This is a genomic window from Paenibacillus sp. NPDC058367 (genome assembly GCF_042723305.1).
Taxonomy (GTDB): domain Bacteria; phylum Bacillota; class Bacilli; order Paenibacillales; family Paenibacillaceae; genus Paenibacillus_AQ.
The window spans coordinates 595,078-615,743 of sequence record NZ_JBHXIZ010000001.1 but is presented as its reverse complement, the minus strand read 5'-3'; the positions used below and the strand labels follow the sequence as shown (position 1 = coordinate 615,743).

Here is a 20,666-nt window from a genome sequence, read left to right as displayed (position 1 = left end):
TCGGAGTGTTCATTACCTATTAGAATAACAAAAAGCCTCCGGATAAATCCGGAGGCTTTGGTCATACTCGCTATAAGCGAGATATTAACGGTTGTAGAACTCGACGATTTGTTTCTCATCGATATCCTGGGAAAGCTCGGAACGTTCTGGCAAACGAATGTATTTACCTTCGAAAGATCCTTCAGCAGATTCCAGGTAAGCTGGAAGGTGGGAACGGTTAGCAAGAGCTTCTTTGATGGAAGCCATGCTTTGGCTTCTTTCGCGAAGACCGATAACGTCGCCCAAGCTTACACGGTAAGAAGCGATGTCGACTTTTTTGCCGTTAACAGTTACGTGTCCGTGGGATACCAACTGACGTGCACCAGCACGGGAGTTAGCAAATCCAAGACGGTAAACTAGGTTGTCCAAGCGGCTTTCAAGCAAGAACATGAAGTTTTCGCCCGCAAGACCTGGAAGCTTTTGTGCTTTAGTGAAGAGAGTTTTGAATTGTTTCTCTCCCAAACCATACATGTGACGCAGTTTTTGTTTTTCCAAAAGCTGCATTCCGTAGTTACTTACTTTTCTGCGTTGGTTAGCTCCGTGTTGTCCTGGTGGAAAAGGGCGTTTCAAGTCTTTTCCTGTACCGCTAAGGGAAATTCCCAGACGGCGGCTGAGTTTGAATTTAGGTCCGGTGTAACGTGCCATGTTATAGTAGACTCCTTTATAATTGAAATTTCAGGGTAGGGCCTATTTGCGCCGCATTTCGTATCCGTGATTAGCATTAATGGCTTCCACACTGCCAGGGAAGTTCAGCCGCTGCCCTGGCAGTAACGAAATGCGTGAGGGTGACACAACGTTACGCCCAAGTAAGACTTGTTACAGTCTTGTTCAACAATAAATATTATATGAATAGAGTATATAAAGTCAAGCGCTTATTAAAAGAGTTTTTGTCAATCTTTGTCGATAGTTCTTTGGTCCTAAAAAAAAGTCCCGGAAATGATGAAAATATAATGCAATGCACAAAGAAAGGGAGTAAAATATAGTTAATTAGTTGTTACTAGTGAAGATAGTTTTCTTAATCAAGATGCAAAGGGGATCTTCGTTATGTCAGAGCAGAAAGCATACGTCCATAAAGACAGCCGTATGCTGTTACAGGACAACTTACACGCTAGTAGAGATTCCGAAGATCCCACCGCCTGGCTTAGGGAAACGGAAATAGTAACGCATGACTTCCCTTATCTAGCAAATTTGATTGCAGACAGTTTCAATGAATGGTTTGGTGGGCTCAATGTCCTTCCATTCTCTAAATCATGGGAATGGTGTGTGCTGAATTTTGAAGGTAAATATTTAAACAATAGTATGGATCAACAAGAACTATGGAGGCAGCAGTGGGAACAGGCGGCGGCTTCTAGCTTGATTTCAGAAACAATCTCTGCCGTTCCGTTAACCGTAGAAGGTAAGGATCTGAGTTTTTTTACCATACCGCTATTCACTCGCGTCGACAATAAAATTTTTGCATTTTTGGGCTGTTCTATGCCTACGCAACAATATGAAATGGGTGGACGAGATACTGCAGAAGCTATGTCGCTGCATTACCGCACCTGTTTTTATCATAAATTTGAACATATATTTGTAGCTGATCTTGCAAGTACCCATATTCATGCAGAACGTGAAAGCAATCGTCGTTCATTGTTATTTCAGATTGTCCAGCGGATGCATGACAATATTGATGTAGATGCTGTACTTTCGGAAGTCATTGATAGCATTTCTGCGATGTATCCTGGAGCCAGACTCGACCTGTATATGTCACAAGATCATCGCAGCACTAATCCTCAGGTCAAACCGTTACCTTTCCACATGTCCAGTGATGATGTCTGTGCCAGGGCGTTTAAGGATGGACGTGTTGCGCTGCACACTAGTGATGAAAATCACCGAAATGTAGAAATAGGGCTTCCGTTAGGTGGTAAGCAGGGGGTTTATGGGGTATTCCATATGGTGATGGATAATCCAATCTTCCCTGACGTTGATTTACGGTTTCTCACAATGGTAGCCGATACGGCAGGGACTGCTTTTGAGAACGCCAAGCTTTATGAGCGCTCCAATCAGCTAATCCGTGAGCTTCGCATGAGTAATGAGCTTACCCAGCGTTTGAATCAAAGCTTGCGTTTAGGCGATATTTTTCAATTTGCGTTTGAAGAGCTACTTGAAATGTTTGGTGCAGATTACTGCTGTATCTTACATATGAATGAGGAAAAGGGTGGCCTAGAAGTTATTGCCTGCAACCATCCGTCATTGCAGAATGAAGTATTAGAAGTAGGGGCAGGTTTAGGTGGAAAGGTGTATTCCACAGGTGAGTCACTGATCATGTCTGACTACATAGATAATCCTAAGACAACTTCCCGACTAATGAATGCTACCGGTTCGCAGTCGTTGATTGCCACACCTCTTAGTGTAGGTGGAGAAGTGCGAGGTGCGATTATGCTGGCACATCGAGATTCTCATTATTTTTCCTATGACAACTACAGGCTATTGCAGGCGATGGCGGGACATATTGGTCTAGCAGTAGGTAACGCCAGGCTACATGCTGAAGTCAGACGTCTTGCGAATAGAGATAGCCTAACAGGTCTCTATGCTCGTCATTATTTGGACGAAGAGATAAAAGAAAGACAGTCTACGGACTTCTGCGGTTGTTTAATTGTTGTGGATATTGATCAGTTCAAAATCGTGAATGATACCTATGGTCATCAAAAAGGCGATAAGATTCTAAAAGAGGTTAGTGAAATTGTGAAATCTTCCATCCGTCAAGGCGACATTGCTGCGAGGTGGGGTGGGGAGGAACTCTCCGTTTATTTACCGTTAATGGGAATGCAGCAGGCGGGTTATGTAGCTGAGCGTATACGCAAACGCGTTATGGAAGAAACTGAACCTAGTGTAACGGTATCCTGCGGAATAGCGGAATGGAGCTGGATGGACGATCGAGTAAGTGTTGAGTCATTATTTTATCGAGCGGATATGGCGCTGTATAAAGCTAAGAATAACGGCCGGAACCAAGTTGTTTTTGATACCAAAGAAAATGATAGCAATATTAAGAATCCGTGAGGTAAGCCTCATGGGTTCTTTTTTTATATGCACAGTTATTCTGGCTCTAATTGCGGTATAAGGCTTGCAGGAAGGGAGAACCCTATAAGTGGGTTGTACTTAAGCAAAATACTCCGAGAAAGGCCTGAGGTCCGTGAGAAAGCTATTATTACTTAAGGGAGGAGTCCCTCTAGTTCTGACACTGTATTGCCTGTTATGTAGCGGATGTAGCGTCATAAGAGACAAACCTGCGAAGGAGGATTTAAGTTTGGCGTTGGCAGGGATGGCTGGAAGTGATGAGGTTGTTTTTGAAGGGGCGAATATGCTGAACCGAGGGGGAACAACGGTTCCTGAATCCTTATTGTTCTACGGAGGCACAGTGGAGGATCATAAAAAGGTCAAGCTGTACACGCTTCTTCCAGATAAATCTATGACCAAAAAAACAGCAGCTGATGGCGTTAAAGACTTAAAGAGTAGCGCATATGCTCTGAAACCTTATTACAGTCAGTTAGAGAAAAAAGAGGGCAGATGGGAACTTCAGACTACTGAAAATTCCTCGGAGGAGGGAAATCCATTACCTGCGCTAAATCCGCTAAAGCAACTTGAGGAGCTTGAGTCCATGGAGACGAGTGTAACCGAAGAGGCTGGAGCTGGCAGAGGGACAAGTGTGCTACGAATCGAATTGACGCCTTCAGAGGCTAGAAAGCAGCTGTCAGCTGAATTGGAGAAAGAGATGCAGAACCTTCGTCCTAAAGTCCCCGAATCTGCTGAGAACAACACAGAGGCTGATCAGGCAGTGACGAAAGCTTTGGAGAAGCTGTGGCAGAAGAAAAATAATGAGCTACAGCAAAAGCTGAAACAGGCAAATATAGAAACGGTCTACCACCTAACGGTTGATAAGAAGCATAATCTTCCCAGAAGGCTTACCTTGAATCGAAAAGTAAGCTATTCCGGTGAAAAGATGAATAAATCTGAAAATGAAACTTACGTATCTAAGGTGGATTTCACAGGTTACCGTTAATCTTTACATGGTTATGCAGGTCTTGCGCTCCATAAAGGGCGTGCTACAATAGAACAGCATGCTTATTTTTCAGACAGAGGAAGGAAGAGTACACAATGAAAGATCCCAGAATTCAAAAGCTGGCGGCAAATCTTGTAGGTTATTCCGTAGATGTTCGGCCAGGCGAGAACGTGCTTGTAGAAATGATTGGCAATGAAAGAGATTTAATCAAAGCTGTTGTTGAGGAAATCGGTAAAGCTGGCGGTCATGCTTTTGTTCAGTTGACAGATCGTACAGTCCTACGCAGCATGCTTAAATATGCAACACGTGAGAGTCTTCAGACATGGGCTGAAATTGACTTGAACCGGATGAAGCAAATGGATTGCTATATCGGCATCCGTGCAGGTGAGAATGTAAATGACCTGTCCGATGTTCCAGAAGAAAATATGAAATTGTATAATTCTTTGTATTCCCATCCAGTGCATAGTGAACAACGCGTGAAGCATACGAAGTGGGTAGTATTACGTTATCCCAATGCGAGTATGGCTCAGCTTGCAAATATTAGTACAGAAGCATTTGAGGACTTTTATTTCGAAGTGTGTAATTTGGATTACGCCAAAATGGACAAGGCTCAGGATGCATTGGCTGATCTCATGCGCAGAACAGATAAGGTACATATTTCAGGTCCTGGAACAGATCTTAAGTTCTCCATCAAAGGAATCGGTGCAGAGAAATGCTCTGGACAAAAGAATATTCCGGATGGCGAGGTTTACAGCGCTCCTGTTCGTGATTCTGTAAATGGAACGATCAGCTATAATGCACCATCCGTTTATAACGGAGTGACTTTTGAAAATATCAAATTCAAATTCGAGAACGGTAAAATTGTTGAAGCAACAAGCAATGACTCCGCTCGCTTGAATGAAATCCTGAATTCAGATGACGGCGCACGTCACATTGGAGAATTTGCCATAGGCTTTAACCCTTACATTTTGCACCCAATGAATGACATTCTGTTCGATGAGAAAATTGCAGGCAGCCTGCACTTTACACCAGGACAAGCATATGATGTTACAGATAACGGAAACCGGTCCTCCATTCACTGGGATCTTGTATTAATCCAACGTCCAGACTATGGCGGCGGGGAGATATATTTTGACGATGTATTAATCCGTAAGGATGGAATCTTCGTGTTACCAGAACTGGAAGGTCTGAATCCTGAAAACTTGAAATAAGCTGTAAAAGTAAGAAAACACCTTGCACAAGTAAGCGGATTCAAGGTATCATAAGAAATGATTACAAATGACTTATGTTTCATAATCAAGTTGCGGAGGGATTTCTATGTCCAGTAACAATGCGGCAATCGTTGATATTGCTCAAACGGCAGGTCAGTTCAACTCTTCAATCGTTCTTCAAGCGGACAACAAGTACATTGATGTTAAGAGTATCCTTGGTTTGTTCACGACTTTGGTATCAAGCCAAAGCTACGAGCTTCATGTTCACGGAACAGATGCAGAAGAAGCTAAGAAGGCAATGAGTGAAGTTTTTGCTAAACACGGTTTGAACTTTACAGTTGTAGCTGAGTAATAGTTGTATGTAAAGACGTCCTACCGATTTACGGTGGGGCGTTTTTTCTAGAAATAGATGAGGAATTAATGCCAGCCCTTATAAACAACATAGCTGCTTCTTTCAAATAAATGGTTAGTATAAACAGAATTGTTGTATTGATATCCGATTTCGACTAATATTAAGTAAAATAGTAAAAGCAGCTTAACTTTTGGACATGGGGGGGAAGAGGCATGACTTCGTCGGAATTACAGGAACAGTTTAATCTTAAAGCGATCAATCTTCTACAAGAAGATGCCGATAAAATTCAGCAACTTATTGAAGTGCAGATGGAAAATCTGGCAACACGCTACTGCCCTCTCTATGAGGAAGTGCTCGATACCCAAATGTACGGTTTCTCAAGAGAGGTCGATTTTGCGGTTAGAGCAGGTTTGGTGCCAGAGATTACCGGTAAAATGGTGCTGAGTAAGCTGGAGCGGAATTTAGCAGTACTCTATGAGGCATTGAATAACAAAGCAAAAGAAGAATAAGTTTTGATTTATAGTATTCATAGAAACGCACATGAGGACTTTCGTCACTCATGTGCGTTTTTTTTTTGAGAATTATAGAATGAATAGGGAAGTATTTATACTAGATAAAAGGAGACTCCGAGAATTAGATAAACCGTTAATAGCAAGAGACCCTCATACCAGTTGGTCGAACCATCCTGAGTGATTGATTTGGCAATAAAGACGGCGACACCAATGGCGACAATTTCGATCGTTGTAAACACAATGTCCATAGTATCACCCATGAAATAACTGGCGAAGATAAGTACAGGCGCTACAAATAGTGCAATTTGAAGACTGCTCCCGACAGCTATTTCTACTGCCGCGCCGATTTTGTTCTTCATGGCTAGCATAATGGCTGCACTATGTTCTGCGGCATTACCGATGATTGCCACGAGGAAGGCGCCTACAAACAGTTCACTAAATCCAAAGCGCTCAGTTAGTGTCTCAAGCGTCCCTACCAGCCACTCACTCACAAAGGCTACCATTACGGTAGCAAGAAGTAGATAAAGGATGGATCTGTTTCTGGACCACTTAGGCGCATGCTCATGAGCCATTTCTTCCTTACCGGCTTCTGTAACGTCCTCTAGATGTTTCTTGTGCGTAATCATGGAGAAGACAAGCCAGGCCATGTACGAAGCGATGAGCAGCCCAGCAACGATTAAACTCAGCACGTCTGTATCTTTTTCAGTTATGGAATGGGTATTGAAGAACATAGCCGGTACAAATAAAGCGATCACCGCTACGATCATAAGGGAACCGTTCATACCGGCAAGGGTTACGTTAAAGTTCTGTACTTTGAACTTCATCCCACCAGCGAAAATACTTAAACCGAGGACAAGCAGCAGATTGCCAATAATGGAACCGGTAAGACTGGCTTTCACCATGTCGAACAGTCCTTCCTTCACTAGGAAAAAGGCAATGATTAGCTCTGCGGCATTACCGAAGGTAGCGTTTAGGAATCCGCCTAACCGCTGTCCAGCATAATGTGCTACACTTTCTGTAGCGCGGCCCAGAAAGCCAGCCACAAACACAACGGCTACTGCAGAGAGAACGAACTGAAGCGTGTGGTCCCAATCTGCATAATGTCCTATGGCACTAAGGATAAAGGTGATTGCCAGCAAAGCTGGTGAAATCCATTTTTTCAATGTAAAGTACACTCCAATCTATGTATTCAGGATCAATTCATAATCAATATACCCAAATTATTCCTAAGTGTAAACGAGAAAGCGAGAAACTGATTTGCTTTTTAGCCTGTTTAGGAATTACAATAATTGATAATGAGTTAAGGGGGGATATGGCATGGTAGAACAACTTCAATTGGAAATGGGAAATATACGAATTTCAAATGACGTCGTCTCGAAAATTGCCGGATTGGCTGCCTTGGAGACTCCAGGTATTGCAGCCATGTCAGGTGGCCTATCAGAGGGCTGGGCAAAGCGTCTTAGTGGCAAGAACGTCCAAAAGGGCGTTACCGTTGAAGTGGGACAGCTAGAAGCAGCAGTAGACCTGCGTATAATAGTTCTCTATGAAACTCCGATACATGAAGTGTGCCGGATGCTTCAACAGAACGTACGCGAAGCTGTGGAGAGCATGACTGGACTTCATATTGTTGAAGTGAATGTCAAAGTTGAAGGCGTAGCCTTTAAGAACGATGAAATTGCTTAATGCAAAAGTGCTTGTACACAAAAAAGCAGTCCAAGATATTTAACTTGGACTGCTTTTTTATATATTCCATTACATCCGGATTTATGAATCTTACCGGGAACGAACTTGTCTAACTGTAGTTACAGATTTCGTGACTTCCTCTTTAGCTGGAAGATTAGTTTCTCTTGAAATGCTCAGCAAAATTCCCATGGACAGCATACTCACAAGAAGTGAAGAACCGCCGTAGCTGATAAATGGCAAGGTTACACCAGTAAGCGGAATCGTCTTCGTTACGCCACCAATATTGACAAAGGCCTGAATGGCAATGAGGCCCATAATACCAATGCCCACTAGTGTGCCAAAGGGATCTTTACACCTTAATGCGATTAAAATACCTCGCCAGATAAAATACAGATATAACATCAGAAATAATGCCGTTCCTACAAAGCCGAATTCTTCACCAATGACGGGGAAAATAAAGTCCGTATACGGGTATTTAAGATAATCCAGCTTTTGAATGCTTTTGCCAAAGCCAGAGCCACTGACTCCACCTTGTCCGAGAGCGGTCAAAGACTGAATAATATTATATCCTTCGCCTTCAGCATCCTGATAGGGATCTATGAAAGCTTGAATACGGCCTTTTCTATAGTCCTGATTGGCAGCTACTTTGTCGGTTGCGGGGGAAAGAGAATCAATCGCTGCTTTAGCCCCCATAACAATTCCTACCCCTAGCACCAAGAGTGCAATAGAGCCAAGGATATGCTTCATGCTGGCACCGCCTGCATAAATGACAAGTCCACTGGTAGCCACGAGAATAAGGCATGAGCCCAAATCTGGCTGCATCATAATAAGTCCGGCAACTATACCCACAATGACCATTACAGGGATATATCCTGTACGGAAATCTCTAAACCGTTCACCTTTTTTGGTAATCAGTGCAGAGAGATACAGGATAATTGATATTTTGGCCAGCTCGGTAGGTTGAATCCCTAGCTTCCCGATACTTAACCAGCTCTTGGCGCCATTGATTCTTTCGGAGAAGGCTACAATTAGCAGGAGAATAACGGTGATGATGAAGATAGGGACATACCACTTTTTGAATTTACTGTAGTGAATATTCATGGCTATAAACATAACAACGATTCCAAGTACGATCCAAATCATTTGGCGTTTCATGAAATATAGAGGGTCATTACCGAACTTCGAGCTTGCTAAGGTCAAACTGGAGCTAGCACTGAAGACCATGACTAGACCGAAACCCACAAGTAGTAGTGTTAAGATGAGTAGTTGGAAATCGGGTGTTCCTCTTTTGGGCAGGCTGACATTTTGTTTCGTCTTTCCCTTTCTGTTACTCAAGCCTCCAACAGCTGCTTTAATTCGAGAATCCGAGTAGCAGCAGTGTCCAATACTGGTTTAGGCACCGGGGAGTCATACTCCAGGCCATGGGGGAATGTTGCTTTCCCTAAGTATACGGCTTCAATTGCAAGTACGGCATCAGCTTTCTCCAGCTTCCCCTCGACAGCGCGAGTGTTGATGCGTAGAAAGTATTCGCCACCATCCTGTGGGTCTTCAATTTTGCAGTCGTAAGTGGCACGATAGTATTCCCATTGCCAGCGAATGAAGCCAGCCTTTGTCGCACTCTCGTCCAGATAGAGAAGATCACTCTTCAATCCTACGAGGCCCGTGTTCTCAAAAATCATAGCACGCATATCCCCCTTATGAAGTATAATGATGAATTCATGATCCGTTTGCTGATGTTCTACCTCATGATAGTATGTTTCTAAACGTTGTGCAAGAGTAGGCACCTCCTAACGATACCCAGTTTTTTGCGTTTCTGCTACAATAAAAGAATTATAGCCGTATACGGCTGGAACAAAGTGTACAGGACTGCTGTCGCATGCTATTGATGCGGGTTTATGAAGAAGGGGATGGAGAACGTATGAAGAGCTTAGCGGTTGATTCTCTCATGCCGGAGATCGTGGAATGGAGACGCCATTTACACCGTCATCCGGAGTTGTCTTTTCATGAAAAGGAAACGTCAGCATTTATAGCAGACAAGTTAGCAGAATTCGGCATTGAAGTTAGGAGAAGCACGTCTGGGTATGGTGTAACGGGTATATTGCGAGGACATCGGCCGGGGAAAACGGTAGTCCTTCGCGCGGATATGGATGCACTACCTATTAAAGAAGAGAATAAGAATGACTACGTTTCGCAAAATGAAGGAGTTATGCATGCCTGTGGGCATGATGGACACACTTCAATACTGCTGGGTGTAGCCTCTTACTATAGCAGCCGCCTTGAAGAGTTAGAAGGGGAGCTGCGTTTTCTTTTTCAGCCAGCGGAGGAGGTATGCCCGGGTGGTGCACAGGGGATGATTGCCGAAGGCATGCTGGAAGGCGCGGATGCGGTGTATGGTTTGCATTTGTGGACTCCGCTTCCAATGGGGACCGTGGGCAGTGCGCCAGGGCCTCTTATGGCATCTGCTGATGAATTTTTCATTGATATCATCGGCCGGGGTGGACATGGCGGTATGCCGAATCGCACGATAGACAGTATTGTGGCCGGGGCGGCGCTTGTGACTCAGCTTCAGAGCATCGTAAGCCGCTCTGTGAACCCGCTGGAGCCCGCTGTTCTTAGTGTAGGAACCATTCAAGGGGGATTCGCCCAGAATGTCATTGCTGAGCATTGTCGCATTACAGGAACCGTACGGGCGTTCGACGAGGAGACCCGTTATCTGATCCGCAGCAGAATCGAAGAAATGACAGTTTCAATAGCTGGCGCATACGGTGCGGAAGCTAAGATAGACTATGTGATGGGATATCCGCCACTCGTAAATCACGAGGGCGAATACCAGCGTTTTTCCGAGGTGGCACCAGGAGCACTAGGAGAAGCTGTTCAAGTGATTCGGATGGAAAAGCTGATGCCAGCTGAGGATTTTGCCTACTATGTAAAAGAAATTCCTGGCTGCTTTATGTTCGTAGGGGCTGGGAATCCAGATAAAGATGCAGCTTACCCGCATCATCATAGCAAATTTGATTTTGACGAGGATGCTATGTTGCATGGGATGAAATTATTAATCGCTATGGCGAATTCCTGTTTGCAAGAGAAGACAATCGTATAATTTCGTTTCATAGAGGAGAACCTATTCCATAACATGGAGATTACGTTTAGGAGGGTTCGTTCTTGAAGACAGTGAAAGAGGTTATGACGAAGGATCCAGTAACAGTTACACTACTGGATAATGTGTATGAAGTCGCTGTTAAAATGAGAGAGCATGACACTGGATTTATACCAGTCATTGATAATGAAGACAATAAGACATTACTCGGTGTAATTACAGATCGTGATCTAGTGATTAGAGGTTACGCGGCTAAACACCCTGGATCAACAGCTGTGGAAAAGGTAATGAGTAGAGAAATTCAGACCGTCTCAGAGAATACATCTGTAGATGAGGCTGCAGAACTGATGTCGAGCTGGCAAATTCGCAGATTGGCTGTGACTAGTGGCCAGAAGCTGATGGGTGTAGTGTCCATCGGTGACTTGGCTGTGCGCAACATTTTTGCGGACGAGGCTGGAGAAGCGCTTCATGATATTTCGCAGCAGCATTTACATTAAATAGTTTGATAGGGAGCTCATGACCGTTATGCGGGGATGAGCTTTTTCCTGTTCAAATCTAAGAAAATATAGATTTCACACTATACATTATCCTAATATTTCTCGCATAAACGCTTACCGTCCTTTTGAGACGCCGAGGGCGTTTTTGCTTGTATGAATGTAAGCAGATTACATAGCGCAGGCTTGAATAAAATTAATGATTGGGGAGGGAACGTTATGAATGAAACAGGGGCTTGCATTGTGCGAAGGGATCGGACGATTCTACTGGAATGTGCACATCCTGGTTTTGAGAAGGCTAGGAAAGAACTAGGAGCTTTTGCAGAGCTCGTAAAGAGTCCTCCGGCTTATCACACCTATAGAATCACTCCATTATCATTATGGAATGCTGCAGCGCTTAATTATACAGCTGAAACGATTATTTCGAGTCTGCATCAACTCGCGCGCTGGGGTGTTCCTGCCGGGTTGGAGGATGAGATCGCAACTCTTCTCTCTAGGTATGGAAAGCTCACCCTTCACGGTCAGGAGACTTCGAATGAGATCATTACGCTTAGGGCTGAGACAGCTGAGATTCTGAATGGACTAGTTAATGAATCAGGTCTAAAGGAGTTAGGTTTGCAGAGAATAAATCCACTAGAAAGCTCATGCCGTACGGAGAACAGAGGGCTTTTAAAGCAAGAGCTGATGAGACTAGGCTACCCTGTACTGGATTATGCTGGTTATCATGTCGGACAAGCTCTAAGTTTGACCTGGAAGGAGTCTCACAATCACGCAAAGGATGGAGCGAAAGGTGAAGCTTTTGGACTGCGTGAATATCAGCAGGAGGCTGTCCAGATGTTTCAAGGCATAGAAGGGCAGGGAGGCAGCGGGGTAGTTGTGTTGCCTTGTGGAGCGGGTAAGACGGTAGTGGGATTGGCCGTTCTTGAAAGTCTACAATGCGAAACACTGATCTTAACTTCAAATACAACTTCGGTAAGACAATGGGTAGATGAGCTGCTTGAGCGAACCGATTTGGCTGATGAGTCTATTGGCGAATACTCCGGTGAAAAAAGAGAAGTGCGGCCTGTTACTATAGCTACCTATCAGATATTAACGCACCGTCAATCCAAAGGCGGTCCTTTTCTCCATATGAAGCTGTTCAATGAACGCAACTGGGGTTTGATTATTTATGATGAGGTTCATCTGCTTCCAGCTCCAGTATTCCGGGCTACAGCAGATATTCAGGCTACTAGAAGACTAGGTCTCACTGCAACTCTGGTTAGAGAAGACGGGAAGGAAGGGGACGTATTCTCATTGATCGGGCCTAAACGTTACGACATGCCTTGGAAGGAGCTGGAGCAGCAGGGCTGGATTGCAGAGGTAGAATGTGTCGAGATGATCGTACCGATGAGCTCTGAGCTGAGACAGAAGTATTTGTATGCGGAAGCGAAAGAGAAATTTCGTATGGCCTCATGCAATCCTGCAAAAGCTGAGGTTATAGTCGATCTTCTAAAAGCCCATCAAGGATCATCGGTTCTGGTTATTGGACAGTATCTCAACCAATTAATTGAACTGGCGGATAAGATCGGTGCACCTCTGATTACGGGGAAAACGAAGCAGCGAGAAAGAGATGAGTTGTATGCAGCTTTTAACGAGGGAATAATACAGGTGCTTGTTGTCTCTAAAGTAGCGAATTTTGCGGTGAATTTGCCAGATGCGTCGATTGCTATTGAGGTTTCAGGAGCTTTTGGATCCAGGCAGGAGGAGGCCCAGCGCTTGGGTCGAATCTTGCGTCCGAAGGCGGGTGAGAACAAAGCGTACTTCTATACGCTGGTATCTGAAGATAGCCGGGAGCAGGAATTCGCTATGCGCCGACGGATGTTTTTAACAGAACAGGGGTATGAATATGTCGTTAAAATGGTGCCGAACGGAAAGGAGCGAACGATCCATTGAACCAGCTATCAGCGGAAGCCCTAGAGGTCTTAAAGCGATTATGTGCTGCTTACGCGGCCCAACCCTTTGACGAGGGGAAAGAAGAGCGGTGGCGTCCTACGACGCTCTGCCGGGCAGAGCAAAAGCTTGCAATGAATGAACTGCGGCGCGCGGGGTTGTTAACTGCGAGGCATAAAATATTGGGGGAGAAGCTGTATCAGATTCCTGTTGAACAATTATTAGTGCTAGAACAAGAATTCTTCCCATACCAGCCTAAGTTTATTGAGGGTTATTCAGTGAATCTATCCATGGAGGCGGGTGCTGGACTGGCAGTAGATCTGTTTCAGGCCTTGCTGTTCATGGCTCGTGAAGGCTTGCCTTTGACCGCTAAGGGAATTATTCATAAAAAGAATTTAAATCGTTTAGCGGCTCAGCTTTCTTTTCAGGAAAAGCATTTAGCGGGGCTCTCTATGGGCACTCCTTCGAATGAAATGGATGCTCTGTCAGCGGCTCTTGTAGTAGATATCATGTTGTGTCTTGGGCTTATTACCAGGCTGAAAACAGGCTATAGACTGGACAAGGATATGCTGGGAAGTTGGTTGCAACTTCCTGAGACAAGAATGACTGACATCCTGTATGGGATTGTTATTCATCGTTTTGGAAGCATTGGGCCTGCCGATCAGCATTTTCGCTATTTAATATCCAGCAATGCTTTTGTATCAGAAAAATGGACAGCGTTGCCTGAGCTTCTGGACTGGATGGCAGATATGAATTTAATCGGAACAGTTTCCCGGAAAGAGCTGGAACAATCAAGCTTAAACTGGCTTCGTTGTCTAACAGGCTTTGGATGGTGTGAACTGGGGAGCACGCCTGAGGGTATCCAGTGTTTTCGCTGGACTGCTGCAAAACCGAAGCTGATGTACAGTAGTGAGTCCTTCCCTGATTCTGTGGCAGAGCATTCGAATGACCAGTTTATTGTGCAACCCGATTTTGAAGTCCTGATTCCACCGGATGTTCTCTATACTGTGCGCTGGGTTTTAGCTGAATGCGCTGAACTACTGCAAACAGATACGATGTGGAGCTTCCGACTGACTCGTGAGATGCTAGTGCATGCATCAGAGCGAGGGATGCCTCCAGAAGAAGCGATAGCTTGGATTAAAGATCATGCACTGGGTGGTCTGCCATCTGTGGTGGAGCTATCTTTAGAGCAATGGGGAAAGAGCATTGGCCGAACATCACTCTCTGAAGTGATTCTGTTGACTTGTCAGACGGAGGAGGACGGAGGGGCTATTGCAGCCCATCCGCGACTGCAAGAGAGCCTTAAACGTATCGGACCGCTTCATTTTCTTGTATCTCCGGAGAATGTGGAACAGATGCGTAAGGAGCTGTTCTTAGCAGGATTGGCCCCTTCTAGGATGATTGGAGGACGTGAGGAAGAGGTGGATGCTGAATGGACTTCATTTCATCAAGAAGCCGAAACCGGGCAAGCGTTGTATTCACTTCCAGAACTAAATGCTGAACTAAAGCTACTCGACAGAGGGAATCCCTTTTTAAACCTACCAGTTATTTCTCCTGAGCAGGAGGAGGATATCTTATTAGGTGGAGAAAATGTGCCACAGATCTGGAGCAAGGAATGGCGCCATTATCATAGCTCAACCGCTCAGAAAGTAATGGAACAAGGGCTGAAATGGGGAATTAAGGTGCGGTTTTCCTTAAAGGACCAAATGTTAGATTTCATCCCCTCCAGAATAAAAGGTAATCCTTGGAAAGTGGCAGGCCATCTGCTGTATAACGATGGTGAAACGGTTGAGGAAATAGAGCTGGCCCCTGAAGACTGGAAGGAAATGAAGTTAGTAATTCCCAAAAGGCGAAGAAATTCCTCTTCTGCTGAAGCGAGTGATTATGGTATGATAGAAAAGTCTACTGAATTCGGTAGAACATTAACGTAGAAAAGAGCTGAGTTCATGAGCGTAGCGGAATTAAATACGGTCGATATGGCTGAAGTGCTGACATACGCCTATGAATTAGGCGATATGATTAATCAATCCGCCGAAGTGTCGGATTACTTATACTGGAAAGGACGGGTTGATTCGAACCCAGAAATTCAGGCCATGGTCAAACAGCTTCAAGCCAAGAAGGAGTTGTTTGAAGAAACACAGCGATTCGGACATTTTCATCCGAACTATCATTCAGCGAAGGATGAGGTTTCGGCAGTAGAAGCGGAATTGGAGAATTTTGAAGAGGTCGCTCGTTTTAAGCAGGCGGAGAAGACTCTTGATGACATTCTGCATTCCATGTCGGAAGCGATTGCTTTTTCAGTATCGGATAGCATTAAAGTACCAAGCAATGATCCTTCCCCTAAAGGTGGATGCGGTAGCGGGGGAAAATGCTCCTGCGGATAAGCTTCCCTTAGGATTTAGAGAGAGAAAGGCGGTTTAGCTTATGTTTGCGGAACGGACAGGATACATCATTTGGGTAAGTGACGTTAAAGCGGCACGTAACCTTGAGAAATACGGAACATTACATTATGTTTCTCGGAAAATGCATTATGCAGTGATGTATGTAAATGCAGAACGTGCCGAGGAAGTTATGAAGAATGTCCGCAGACTCTCCTACGTTCGTAAGATCGAAAGATCCTATCGTAACGAAATTAAGACAGAGTATACCAGTAATGGGCCGGACAAGTCCCGTAACTACGGTATGTAATTCTTGGAGATGAACAGGTGCTTAAGTAGCACCTGTTTTTTTATGCGCAGATCTCGGGTAACCGTGGTTTCTTCCGTGCTCTGGAACTTGTACAACTTTCAGCAATGAGGTAAGATGACAACATTAAGTACATACAAAGACCCTTATGGTGGAGTGTGATGATGATGCGCAACAAAGGGACGGATTGGCCCAGTTCTTACGAGCCCTTCCACATCATGCTGAACGACTACAGGGTCGCTGACATCGTTATAACAAATCATGCGAAGAGTCGTTATTTGGACCGGATCAGTAAAGGTGTAAGCGATGACGAAGAGGTCGCCGCATGGATGTGGCAGTGCCTGATGCAGAATCGGCTCAAGCCCTTTTCAGACAGTGATTTTAACGCGTATTTAATTGACGATGACTCTGTAGTAATCGCTGAGTTCACGGAATTGATAGGTGAAAAAGATATTTCAGGTCAGCCATTATATTCTATGATCATCGTTTCGTTTCTTGGGAGAATCTCTGCGACTCCACAGTTGAGAGATTTAAAAACTTACTTTTCGCTGCTGCGCAATTCCCGCCGCGCTAAGCTAACGAAGAAGAAGCGTAAACGTAAATAGTGTATAAAGAACGAACAGGAGGCATGCGGCGGTGGCTGCATGTCCTTTTTGAAAATAAGAATATATAAGCTTCATATCGTACATAATCCCTTAAGTTTCTTTTATAGATAGCACAAGGAGTTGCAGAGCATGAACTTTCATCAATTACATATTTTTTATACTGTCTTAGAGCGAGGAAGCTTCTCGGCAGCGGCACAGACATTACATATGACTCAACCAGCAGTGACCATGCAAGTACAGGCGCTAGAGGATTATTTTGGAACCAAGCTCTTCAATCGTTCTACCAAAAAAATCATGCTCACCGAAGCAGGTCATACGTTAATGCCATACGCGCTGCGCAGTATCCAATTGATGCGGGAGACGGATCAAGCGATGTCGGCGTTTACGCATATGTTGGAAGGGCGCTTGCAGCTTGGGGCAAGCCTTACCATTGGGGAGTATGTGCTGCCACGGCTCTTAGGTCCTTTTGGAAAGCAATATCCGAACATTTCAATCATGATGAAGGTCATGAATACCTCGCAAATTATGGAGGAAATCCTAAAACATCAGTTGAATTTTGGTTTAATTGAAGCGTCGGTAACACATCCTGATATGGTGATTGAGCAGGTGATGGGGGATGAATTGAAGTTGATTGTGCCCCATGATCATCCGCTTGCAGAGCAGCAAGAGGTCACTTTGGAGGAGGTGCTTCAGCACCCTTTTGTCCTGCGTGAGCAGGGCTCAGGAACGCGGCGTGTGATGGAAGAGCAGCTCTTCTCGAAGGGGCTTGATCCGGGATCGATGAAAATAGTGATGGAGCTTGGTAGTACGGGTGCTGTGAAGTCGGCAGTGGAGGCGGGTCTTGGGGTTACTATTATCTCGACCTCTTCTGTTAAACATGAGGTTGCGCTTGGACTACTGAAAATCGTGAATATCTCGGATGCCTCATTTAAAAGACAATTCTACGCCATTCATCTAAAATCGACACTGCTGCCAATTTCTGCAGTGACGTTCTTGACTTTTTTGCGCGAGCATTCGAATGATAACTAAAGCAATATGACCAGAGGCAGGAAACTTAGAAACTAGCGATAGAGGTGATAGAAATGGAGAATGAAACTAGACTGGATGAACTGAAGGGCGAAAGACCGGAGAATATTGACGCCTCACGATGCGATCTTCACACGCATACTCAAGCCTCTGATGGCATGCAGCCACCGGAGGAAAATGTACGTCTCGCTAAAGAGAAGGGACTAATCGCAGTTGCCATAACGGATCATGATACTGTGGCTGGTGTGAAGGAAGCTCTCGAAGCAGGAGAGAAATACGGAATCACTGTTGTACCGGGTGTAGAGATCAGCACTCGTGCTGGAGGAAAAGATATTCACGTCCTTGGATACTACATAGATCCAGCAAATGAGTTGTTTCTTTCCCGTTTGGAAGGGCTAAGAGAAACACGGGCACTAAGGAATGAGGCGATCCTCTCAAAATTACGTGGGCTTGGGATTGAAATTACGCTTGAGGCAGTTGTCGCGGGAATTGGACGGGAACTGAAGCCTGATGAGAGTATTGGGCGACCACATATTGCTGATGAGCTGGTTCGTCTTGGAGCAGCTACGGATATGAGAGATGCGTTCAATAAGTATTTAGCCGAAGGTGCAGCGGCTTACGTGTCACCCCCACGAATCACGCCCGAGGAAGCCTGTGATTGGATTATCGAGGCGGGTGGGTCTCCAGTATTGGCGCATCCAGGCCTATATGGTGACGACCAGTTAGTACGAGGAATTGTTGAGCGGGGGGCTTTTAAAGGGATTGAGGTTTATCATTCGGATCACGAACCCGCTGATTCAGAGCGTTACCTAACCATGGCTGAAGAATTCAGCTTAATTATAACCGGTGGCTCGGATTTTCATGGTGCCCGCCAAGGTGTTGTATTCCATGGAGATATCGGTAGTGTTACGGTTTCTGTTGAAGCGCTGGAACAGTTGAAGAAGGTTGCTGGCATGTTACGTCAAAACTAAGTTCAATCAGTTGAACATAATATACTGAAAAACGAAAACCGGCTGTCATCCACAAATGGACGACAGCCGGTTCTTTTTGTTAATTAGCTTCTCAGCGTATTTGGAAGACTCTTAATGCGATTTTCATCTGGAGTGACAAACAATGTTTTCTGATGATCATAGATCACAAATCCGGGTTTCGAGCCACTCGGTTTGCGGACATGGCGGATTAGTGTACAGTCTACAGGCACACTGCTTGACTGCTTCGCCTGACTGAAATAAGCGGCAAGCTGGGCGGCTTCTTCCAGTGTGGCATCTCCAAATTCCTCACTACGGATGACAACGTGAGAACCAGGAATATCCTTGGTATGCAGCCAAGTATCATTAGGTGAAGCCAGTCGATTAGTGACGTATTCGTTCTGTAAATTATTTTTTCCGACATAAATGTCGATGCCTTCAGACGAGGTGAAGACCTGCAATGTAGGTCTGGTTGCTTTTTTCTTTTTCTTGCCTTTTTTGCTTCGGTCGCGAAGATATCCTTGACTTACAAGCTCGTCGCGGATCTCTTCAATGTCATTCAATGAGGCATGGGCAAGCTGCTGAAGTAAACTTTCCATGTAGGATTTTTCCTCATGGGTCTTAATCAGCTGCTCATTAATGACAAGAAGGCTGTTTTTATATTTGTTGTACTTTTTAAAATAACGTTGTGCATTATCCGATGGGCTTAATAAAGGGTCGAGTGGGATGACCATTTCTGCCTGATTTTCGTCATAATAATTGACCAACGAGGCTTCTTTATCTCCTTTGGACACGGCATGTAAGGACGCGAATAGCAATTCACCCCAAATACGATAGCGATCTGCGTCTTGCGCTTCGTCTAGATCCTTCTGTAGATTGGCAAGCTTCTTAACGTTTTTGCTACGTTCGTTGCTCAGGAAACGGATCAAATCACTTACCCGTTGCTTCACCGTATCACGTTCAGCTTTATCCCCGTAATAATCCTCCATGCACTCACTAATCGTGTTATATTGCTTCGCATTCTCACCCAATAGAGATAAAGGAATTGCGGAAAAAATCATTTTCCCTTTCGCATTCGCACCTGAAACAGGAGAGAATTCGCAATTATGGACAGGTCCCATTACAGACTGGAAGGCGTCCCATAACTTTGTTGGAAATTCTGGTGCAGATCCCTGTGTATCACCTATCGCAAGGTCATTTCTGAGACGAAGAGCAATCTCTCCGGCAACAAGTGGACTCATTCCGCTGAAGGCATGCACCATCCAGCCTACCGGGTCAGCTGATGGGGAAGGACCGCCTGAGCCGTCAGGTTTCTGTTCAACCTCTTCTTTTGTAATCAGGTTGGCGAGCTCACCTTCAATGATTTCTTCCGGTTCGGCCTCCTTCTCATCTTCTTCCAGTAGAGCGGATTCTTCAGCAGCTGAGATCAAATTGAGAAATCGTTCTTTATCGATCTCCAGAGGGTTCAGCTTGTGTTGCTGAGGAGGCTCTGTGTAAGCGACACCGGGCATTACGATCCGGTAGCTGCTGATTGATGGAGTAACATGATGAATGCCGTCTATGATCGTTCCTGTGCCGAGCTCAGTAAGGATGATATTACTATGCCGTCCCATGAGCTCAATGATGATCTTTTTGGCAGAGACGTCTCCAAGCTCATCTCTAGTCTTAACATTTATGTGAATAATTCGTTCCATGCCTACCTGAGTGATACTCTCAATAGCCCCGCCTTCACAATGCTTACGCATGAGCATGCAGAACATAGGTGCTTCTGACGGGTTTATGCTGCTTCTTTCTGTAAGATGCAGACGCGGATATGTCGGATTAGCAGAGAGCAATAGCTTGCCGCCGCCACCGGCACCCCGCAGGTTGAAGATAAGATCGTGATTGCTCGGTTGATATATTTTGCCTATACGCGCACCGATGAATGATTGCAGTTCGTGCACGATAGCTCGGGTAACAATGCCGTCTAATGCCATGATAAAGCTCTCCTGTCGACGTGAAATGAATTTCTGAAAATATAAGAAAG

Annotated in this window: 20 protein-coding genes; 15 read left to right on the top strand and 5 right to left on the bottom strand. The window is 44.9% G+C overall.

The features are described from left to right. Positions 1–84 precede the first annotated feature (84 nt). Entirely contained in the window at positions 85–684 is a 600-nt protein-coding gene (rpsD, locus tag ACFWMP_RS02825) for a 30S ribosomal protein S4 (RefSeq protein WP_042187338.1), read from the bottom strand. Between the two features lie 399 nt (positions 685–1,083). Here rpsD and ACFWMP_RS02820 point away from each other — a divergent pair, with 399 nt between their 5' ends. From ACFWMP_RS02820 to ACFWMP_RS02800, 5 genes are all read left to right on the top strand, one after another. Next, a complete protein-coding gene (locus ACFWMP_RS02820) occupies positions 1,084–3,078 on the top strand; it encodes a sensor domain-containing diguanylate cyclase (protein ID WP_379421862.1) in 1,995 nt (664 codons plus the stop codon). A gap of 247 nt (positions 3,079–3,325) precedes the next feature. Next, positions 3,326–4,078, top strand: a complete 753-nt coding sequence (locus tag ACFWMP_RS02815) for a hypothetical protein (protein ID WP_379421860.1) — start codon at positions 3,326–3,328, stop codon at positions 4,076–4,078. Between the two features lie 95 nt (positions 4,079–4,173). Continuing rightward, positions 4,174–5,289, top strand: coding sequence for an aminopeptidase (locus ACFWMP_RS02810; RefSeq protein ID WP_379421858.1), 1,116 nt, complete (start codon positions 4,174–4,176; stop codon positions 5,287–5,289). 106 nt (positions 5,290–5,395) lie between these two features. Continuing rightward, positions 5,396–5,641 (top strand): HPr family phosphocarrier protein, encoded by a 246-nt coding sequence (locus ACFWMP_RS02805; protein WP_042126831.1) that lies wholly within the window; start codon positions 5,396–5,398, stop codon positions 5,639–5,641. Positions 5,642–5,853: 212 nt separating this feature from the next. Further along, complete coding sequence (locus tag ACFWMP_RS02800) at positions 5,854–6,150, top strand: Fpa/YlaN family protein (protein ID WP_042126833.1); 297 nt, start codon at positions 5,854–5,856, stop codon at positions 6,148–6,150. A gap of 95 nt (positions 6,151–6,245) precedes the next feature. Here the strand turns inward: ACFWMP_RS02800 and cax are convergent, their stop codons facing one another. Beyond that, on the bottom strand, positions 6,246–7,316 hold the full coding sequence (cax, locus tag ACFWMP_RS02795; RefSeq protein ID WP_042187348.1) for a calcium/proton exchanger: 1,071 nt from the start codon (positions 7,314–7,316) through the stop codon (positions 6,246–6,248). A gap of 154 nt (positions 7,317–7,470) precedes the next feature. On the opposite strand from cax, the gene ACFWMP_RS02790 reads away from it, so the two are divergent. Then, the gene (locus ACFWMP_RS02790) at positions 7,471–7,836 is read left to right on the top strand and encodes an Asp23/Gls24 family envelope stress response protein (RefSeq protein WP_379421855.1); all 366 of its coding nucleotides are present in this window, start codon (positions 7,471–7,473) and stop codon (positions 7,834–7,836) included. Between the two features lie 90 nt (positions 7,837–7,926). Here ACFWMP_RS02790 and ftsW read toward each other — a convergent pair whose 3' ends face one another. Both ftsW and ACFWMP_RS02780 read right to left on the bottom strand, forming a co-directional pair. Beyond that, the gene (gene ftsW, locus ACFWMP_RS02785) at positions 7,927–9,171 is read right to left on the bottom strand and encodes a putative lipid II flippase FtsW (protein WP_379421853.1); all 1,245 of its coding nucleotides are present in this window, start codon (positions 9,169–9,171) and stop codon (positions 7,927–7,929) included. After that, positions 9,168–9,515, bottom strand: coding sequence for a YugN family protein (locus ACFWMP_RS02780; RefSeq protein WP_042187352.1), 348 nt, complete (start codon positions 9,513–9,515; stop codon positions 9,168–9,170). Before ACFWMP_RS02780 ends, ftsW begins: the two co-directional genes overlap by 4 nt. 239 nt (positions 9,516–9,754) lie before the next feature. On the opposite strand from ACFWMP_RS02780, the gene ACFWMP_RS02775 reads away from it, so the two are divergent. The 9 genes from ACFWMP_RS02775 to ACFWMP_RS02735 all read left to right on the top strand — a co-directional run bounded on the left by ACFWMP_RS02775 (position 9,755) and on the right by ACFWMP_RS02735 (position 18,643). Then, positions 9,755–10,936: a M20 family metallopeptidase gene (locus ACFWMP_RS02775; RefSeq protein WP_042193734.1), complete on the top strand. Its 1,182-nt coding sequence runs from the start codon at positions 9,755–9,757 to the stop codon at positions 10,934–10,936. Between the two features lie 62 nt (positions 10,937–10,998). After that, entirely contained in the window at positions 10,999–11,430 is a 432-nt protein-coding gene (locus tag ACFWMP_RS02770; protein WP_042187355.1) for a CBS domain-containing protein, read from the top strand. 216 nt (positions 11,431–11,646) lie between these two features. Further along, positions 11,647–13,359 (top strand): DNA repair helicase XPB, encoded by a 1,713-nt coding sequence (locus ACFWMP_RS02765; RefSeq protein ID WP_379421850.1) that lies wholly within the window; start codon positions 11,647–11,649, stop codon positions 13,357–13,359. Then, positions 13,356–15,287 (top strand): helicase-associated domain-containing protein, encoded by a 1,932-nt coding sequence (locus tag ACFWMP_RS02760; RefSeq protein WP_379421848.1) that lies wholly within the window; start codon positions 13,356–13,358, stop codon positions 15,285–15,287. The genes ACFWMP_RS02765 and ACFWMP_RS02760 overlap by 4 nt, the downstream gene beginning before the upstream one ends. 15 nt (positions 15,288–15,302) lie before the next feature. Next, complete coding sequence (locus ACFWMP_RS02755; protein ID WP_042187363.1) at positions 15,303–15,740, top strand: YlbF/YmcA family competence regulator; 438 nt, start codon at positions 15,303–15,305, stop codon at positions 15,738–15,740. A gap of 40 nt (positions 15,741–15,780) precedes the next feature. Next, positions 15,781–16,044, top strand: coding sequence for a YlbG family protein (locus ACFWMP_RS02750; protein ID WP_042126853.1), 264 nt, complete (start codon positions 15,781–15,783; stop codon positions 16,042–16,044). Between the two features lie 164 nt (positions 16,045–16,208). Then, complete coding sequence (locus ACFWMP_RS02745) at positions 16,209–16,646, top strand: hypothetical protein (protein WP_379423483.1); 438 nt, start codon at positions 16,209–16,211, stop codon at positions 16,644–16,646. Between the two features lie 129 nt (positions 16,647–16,775). Further along, positions 16,776–17,675, top strand: a complete 900-nt coding sequence (locus ACFWMP_RS02740; RefSeq protein ID WP_379421845.1) for a selenium metabolism-associated LysR family transcriptional regulator — start codon at positions 16,776–16,778, stop codon at positions 17,673–17,675. A 53-nt stretch (positions 17,676–17,728) separates the two neighbouring features. Next, positions 17,729–18,643 (top strand): PHP domain-containing protein, encoded by a 915-nt coding sequence (locus ACFWMP_RS02735; RefSeq protein ID WP_379421843.1) that lies wholly within the window; start codon positions 17,729–17,731, stop codon positions 18,641–18,643. 83 nt (positions 18,644–18,726) lie between these two features. Here the strand turns inward: ACFWMP_RS02735 and ACFWMP_RS02730 are convergent, their stop codons facing one another. Then, a complete protein-coding gene (locus ACFWMP_RS02730) occupies positions 18,727–20,616 on the bottom strand; it encodes an Rqc2 family fibronectin-binding protein (protein WP_379421842.1) in 1,890 nt (629 codons plus the stop codon). Positions 20,617–20,666 lie beyond the last annotated feature (50 nt).

What these genes read in the sequence shown, in the direction of transcription:
- ACFWMP_RS02805 (WP_042126831.1), top strand. Translation starts at nt 5,396, where the DNA reads ATGTCCAGTAACAATGCGGCAATCGTTGATATTGCTCAAACGGCAGGT.
- ACFWMP_RS02750 (WP_042126853.1), top strand. Translation starts at nt 15,781, where the DNA reads ATGTTTGCGGAACGGACAGGATACATCATTTGGGTAAGTGACGTTAAA.
- ACFWMP_RS02745 (WP_379423483.1), top strand. Translation starts at nt 16,209, where the DNA reads ATGCGCAACAAAGGGACGGATTGGCCCAGTTCTTACGAGCCCTTCCAC.
- ACFWMP_RS02780 (WP_042187352.1), bottom strand. Translation starts at nt 9,515, where the DNA reads ATGATTTTTGAGAACACGGGCCTCGTAGGATTGAAGAGTGATCTTCTC.
- ACFWMP_RS02765 (WP_379421850.1), top strand. Translation starts at nt 11,647, where the DNA reads ATGAATGAAACAGGGGCTTGCATTGTGCGAAGGGATCGGACGATTCTA.
- ACFWMP_RS02790 (WP_379421855.1), top strand. Translation starts at nt 7,471, where the DNA reads ATGGTAGAACAACTTCAATTGGAAATGGGAAATATACGAATTTCAAAT.
- rpsD (WP_042187338.1), bottom strand. Translation starts at nt 684, where the DNA reads ATGGCACGTTACACCGGACCTAAATTCAAACTCAGCCGCCGTCTGGGA.
- ACFWMP_RS02810 (WP_379421858.1), top strand. Translation starts at nt 4,174, where the DNA reads ATGAAAGATCCCAGAATTCAAAAGCTGGCGGCAAATCTTGTAGGTTAT.
- ACFWMP_RS02755 (WP_042187363.1), top strand. Translation starts at nt 15,303, where the DNA reads ATGAGCGTAGCGGAATTAAATACGGTCGATATGGCTGAAGTGCTGACA.
- ACFWMP_RS02820 (WP_379421862.1), top strand. Translation starts at nt 1,084, where the DNA reads ATGTCAGAGCAGAAAGCATACGTCCATAAAGACAGCCGTATGCTGTTA.
- ACFWMP_RS02775 (WP_042193734.1), top strand. Translation starts at nt 9,755, where the DNA reads ATGAAGAGCTTAGCGGTTGATTCTCTCATGCCGGAGATCGTGGAATGG.
- ACFWMP_RS02730 (WP_379421842.1), bottom strand. Translation starts at nt 20,616, where the DNA reads ATGGCATTAGACGGCATTGTTACCCGAGCTATCGTGCACGAACTGCAA.
- ACFWMP_RS02800 (WP_042126833.1), top strand. Translation starts at nt 5,854, where the DNA reads ATGACTTCGTCGGAATTACAGGAACAGTTTAATCTTAAAGCGATCAAT.
- ACFWMP_RS02740 (WP_379421845.1), top strand. Translation starts at nt 16,776, where the DNA reads ATGAACTTTCATCAATTACATATTTTTTATACTGTCTTAGAGCGAGGA.
- ACFWMP_RS02735 (WP_379421843.1), top strand. Translation starts at nt 17,729, where the DNA reads ATGGAGAATGAAACTAGACTGGATGAACTGAAGGGCGAAAGACCGGAG.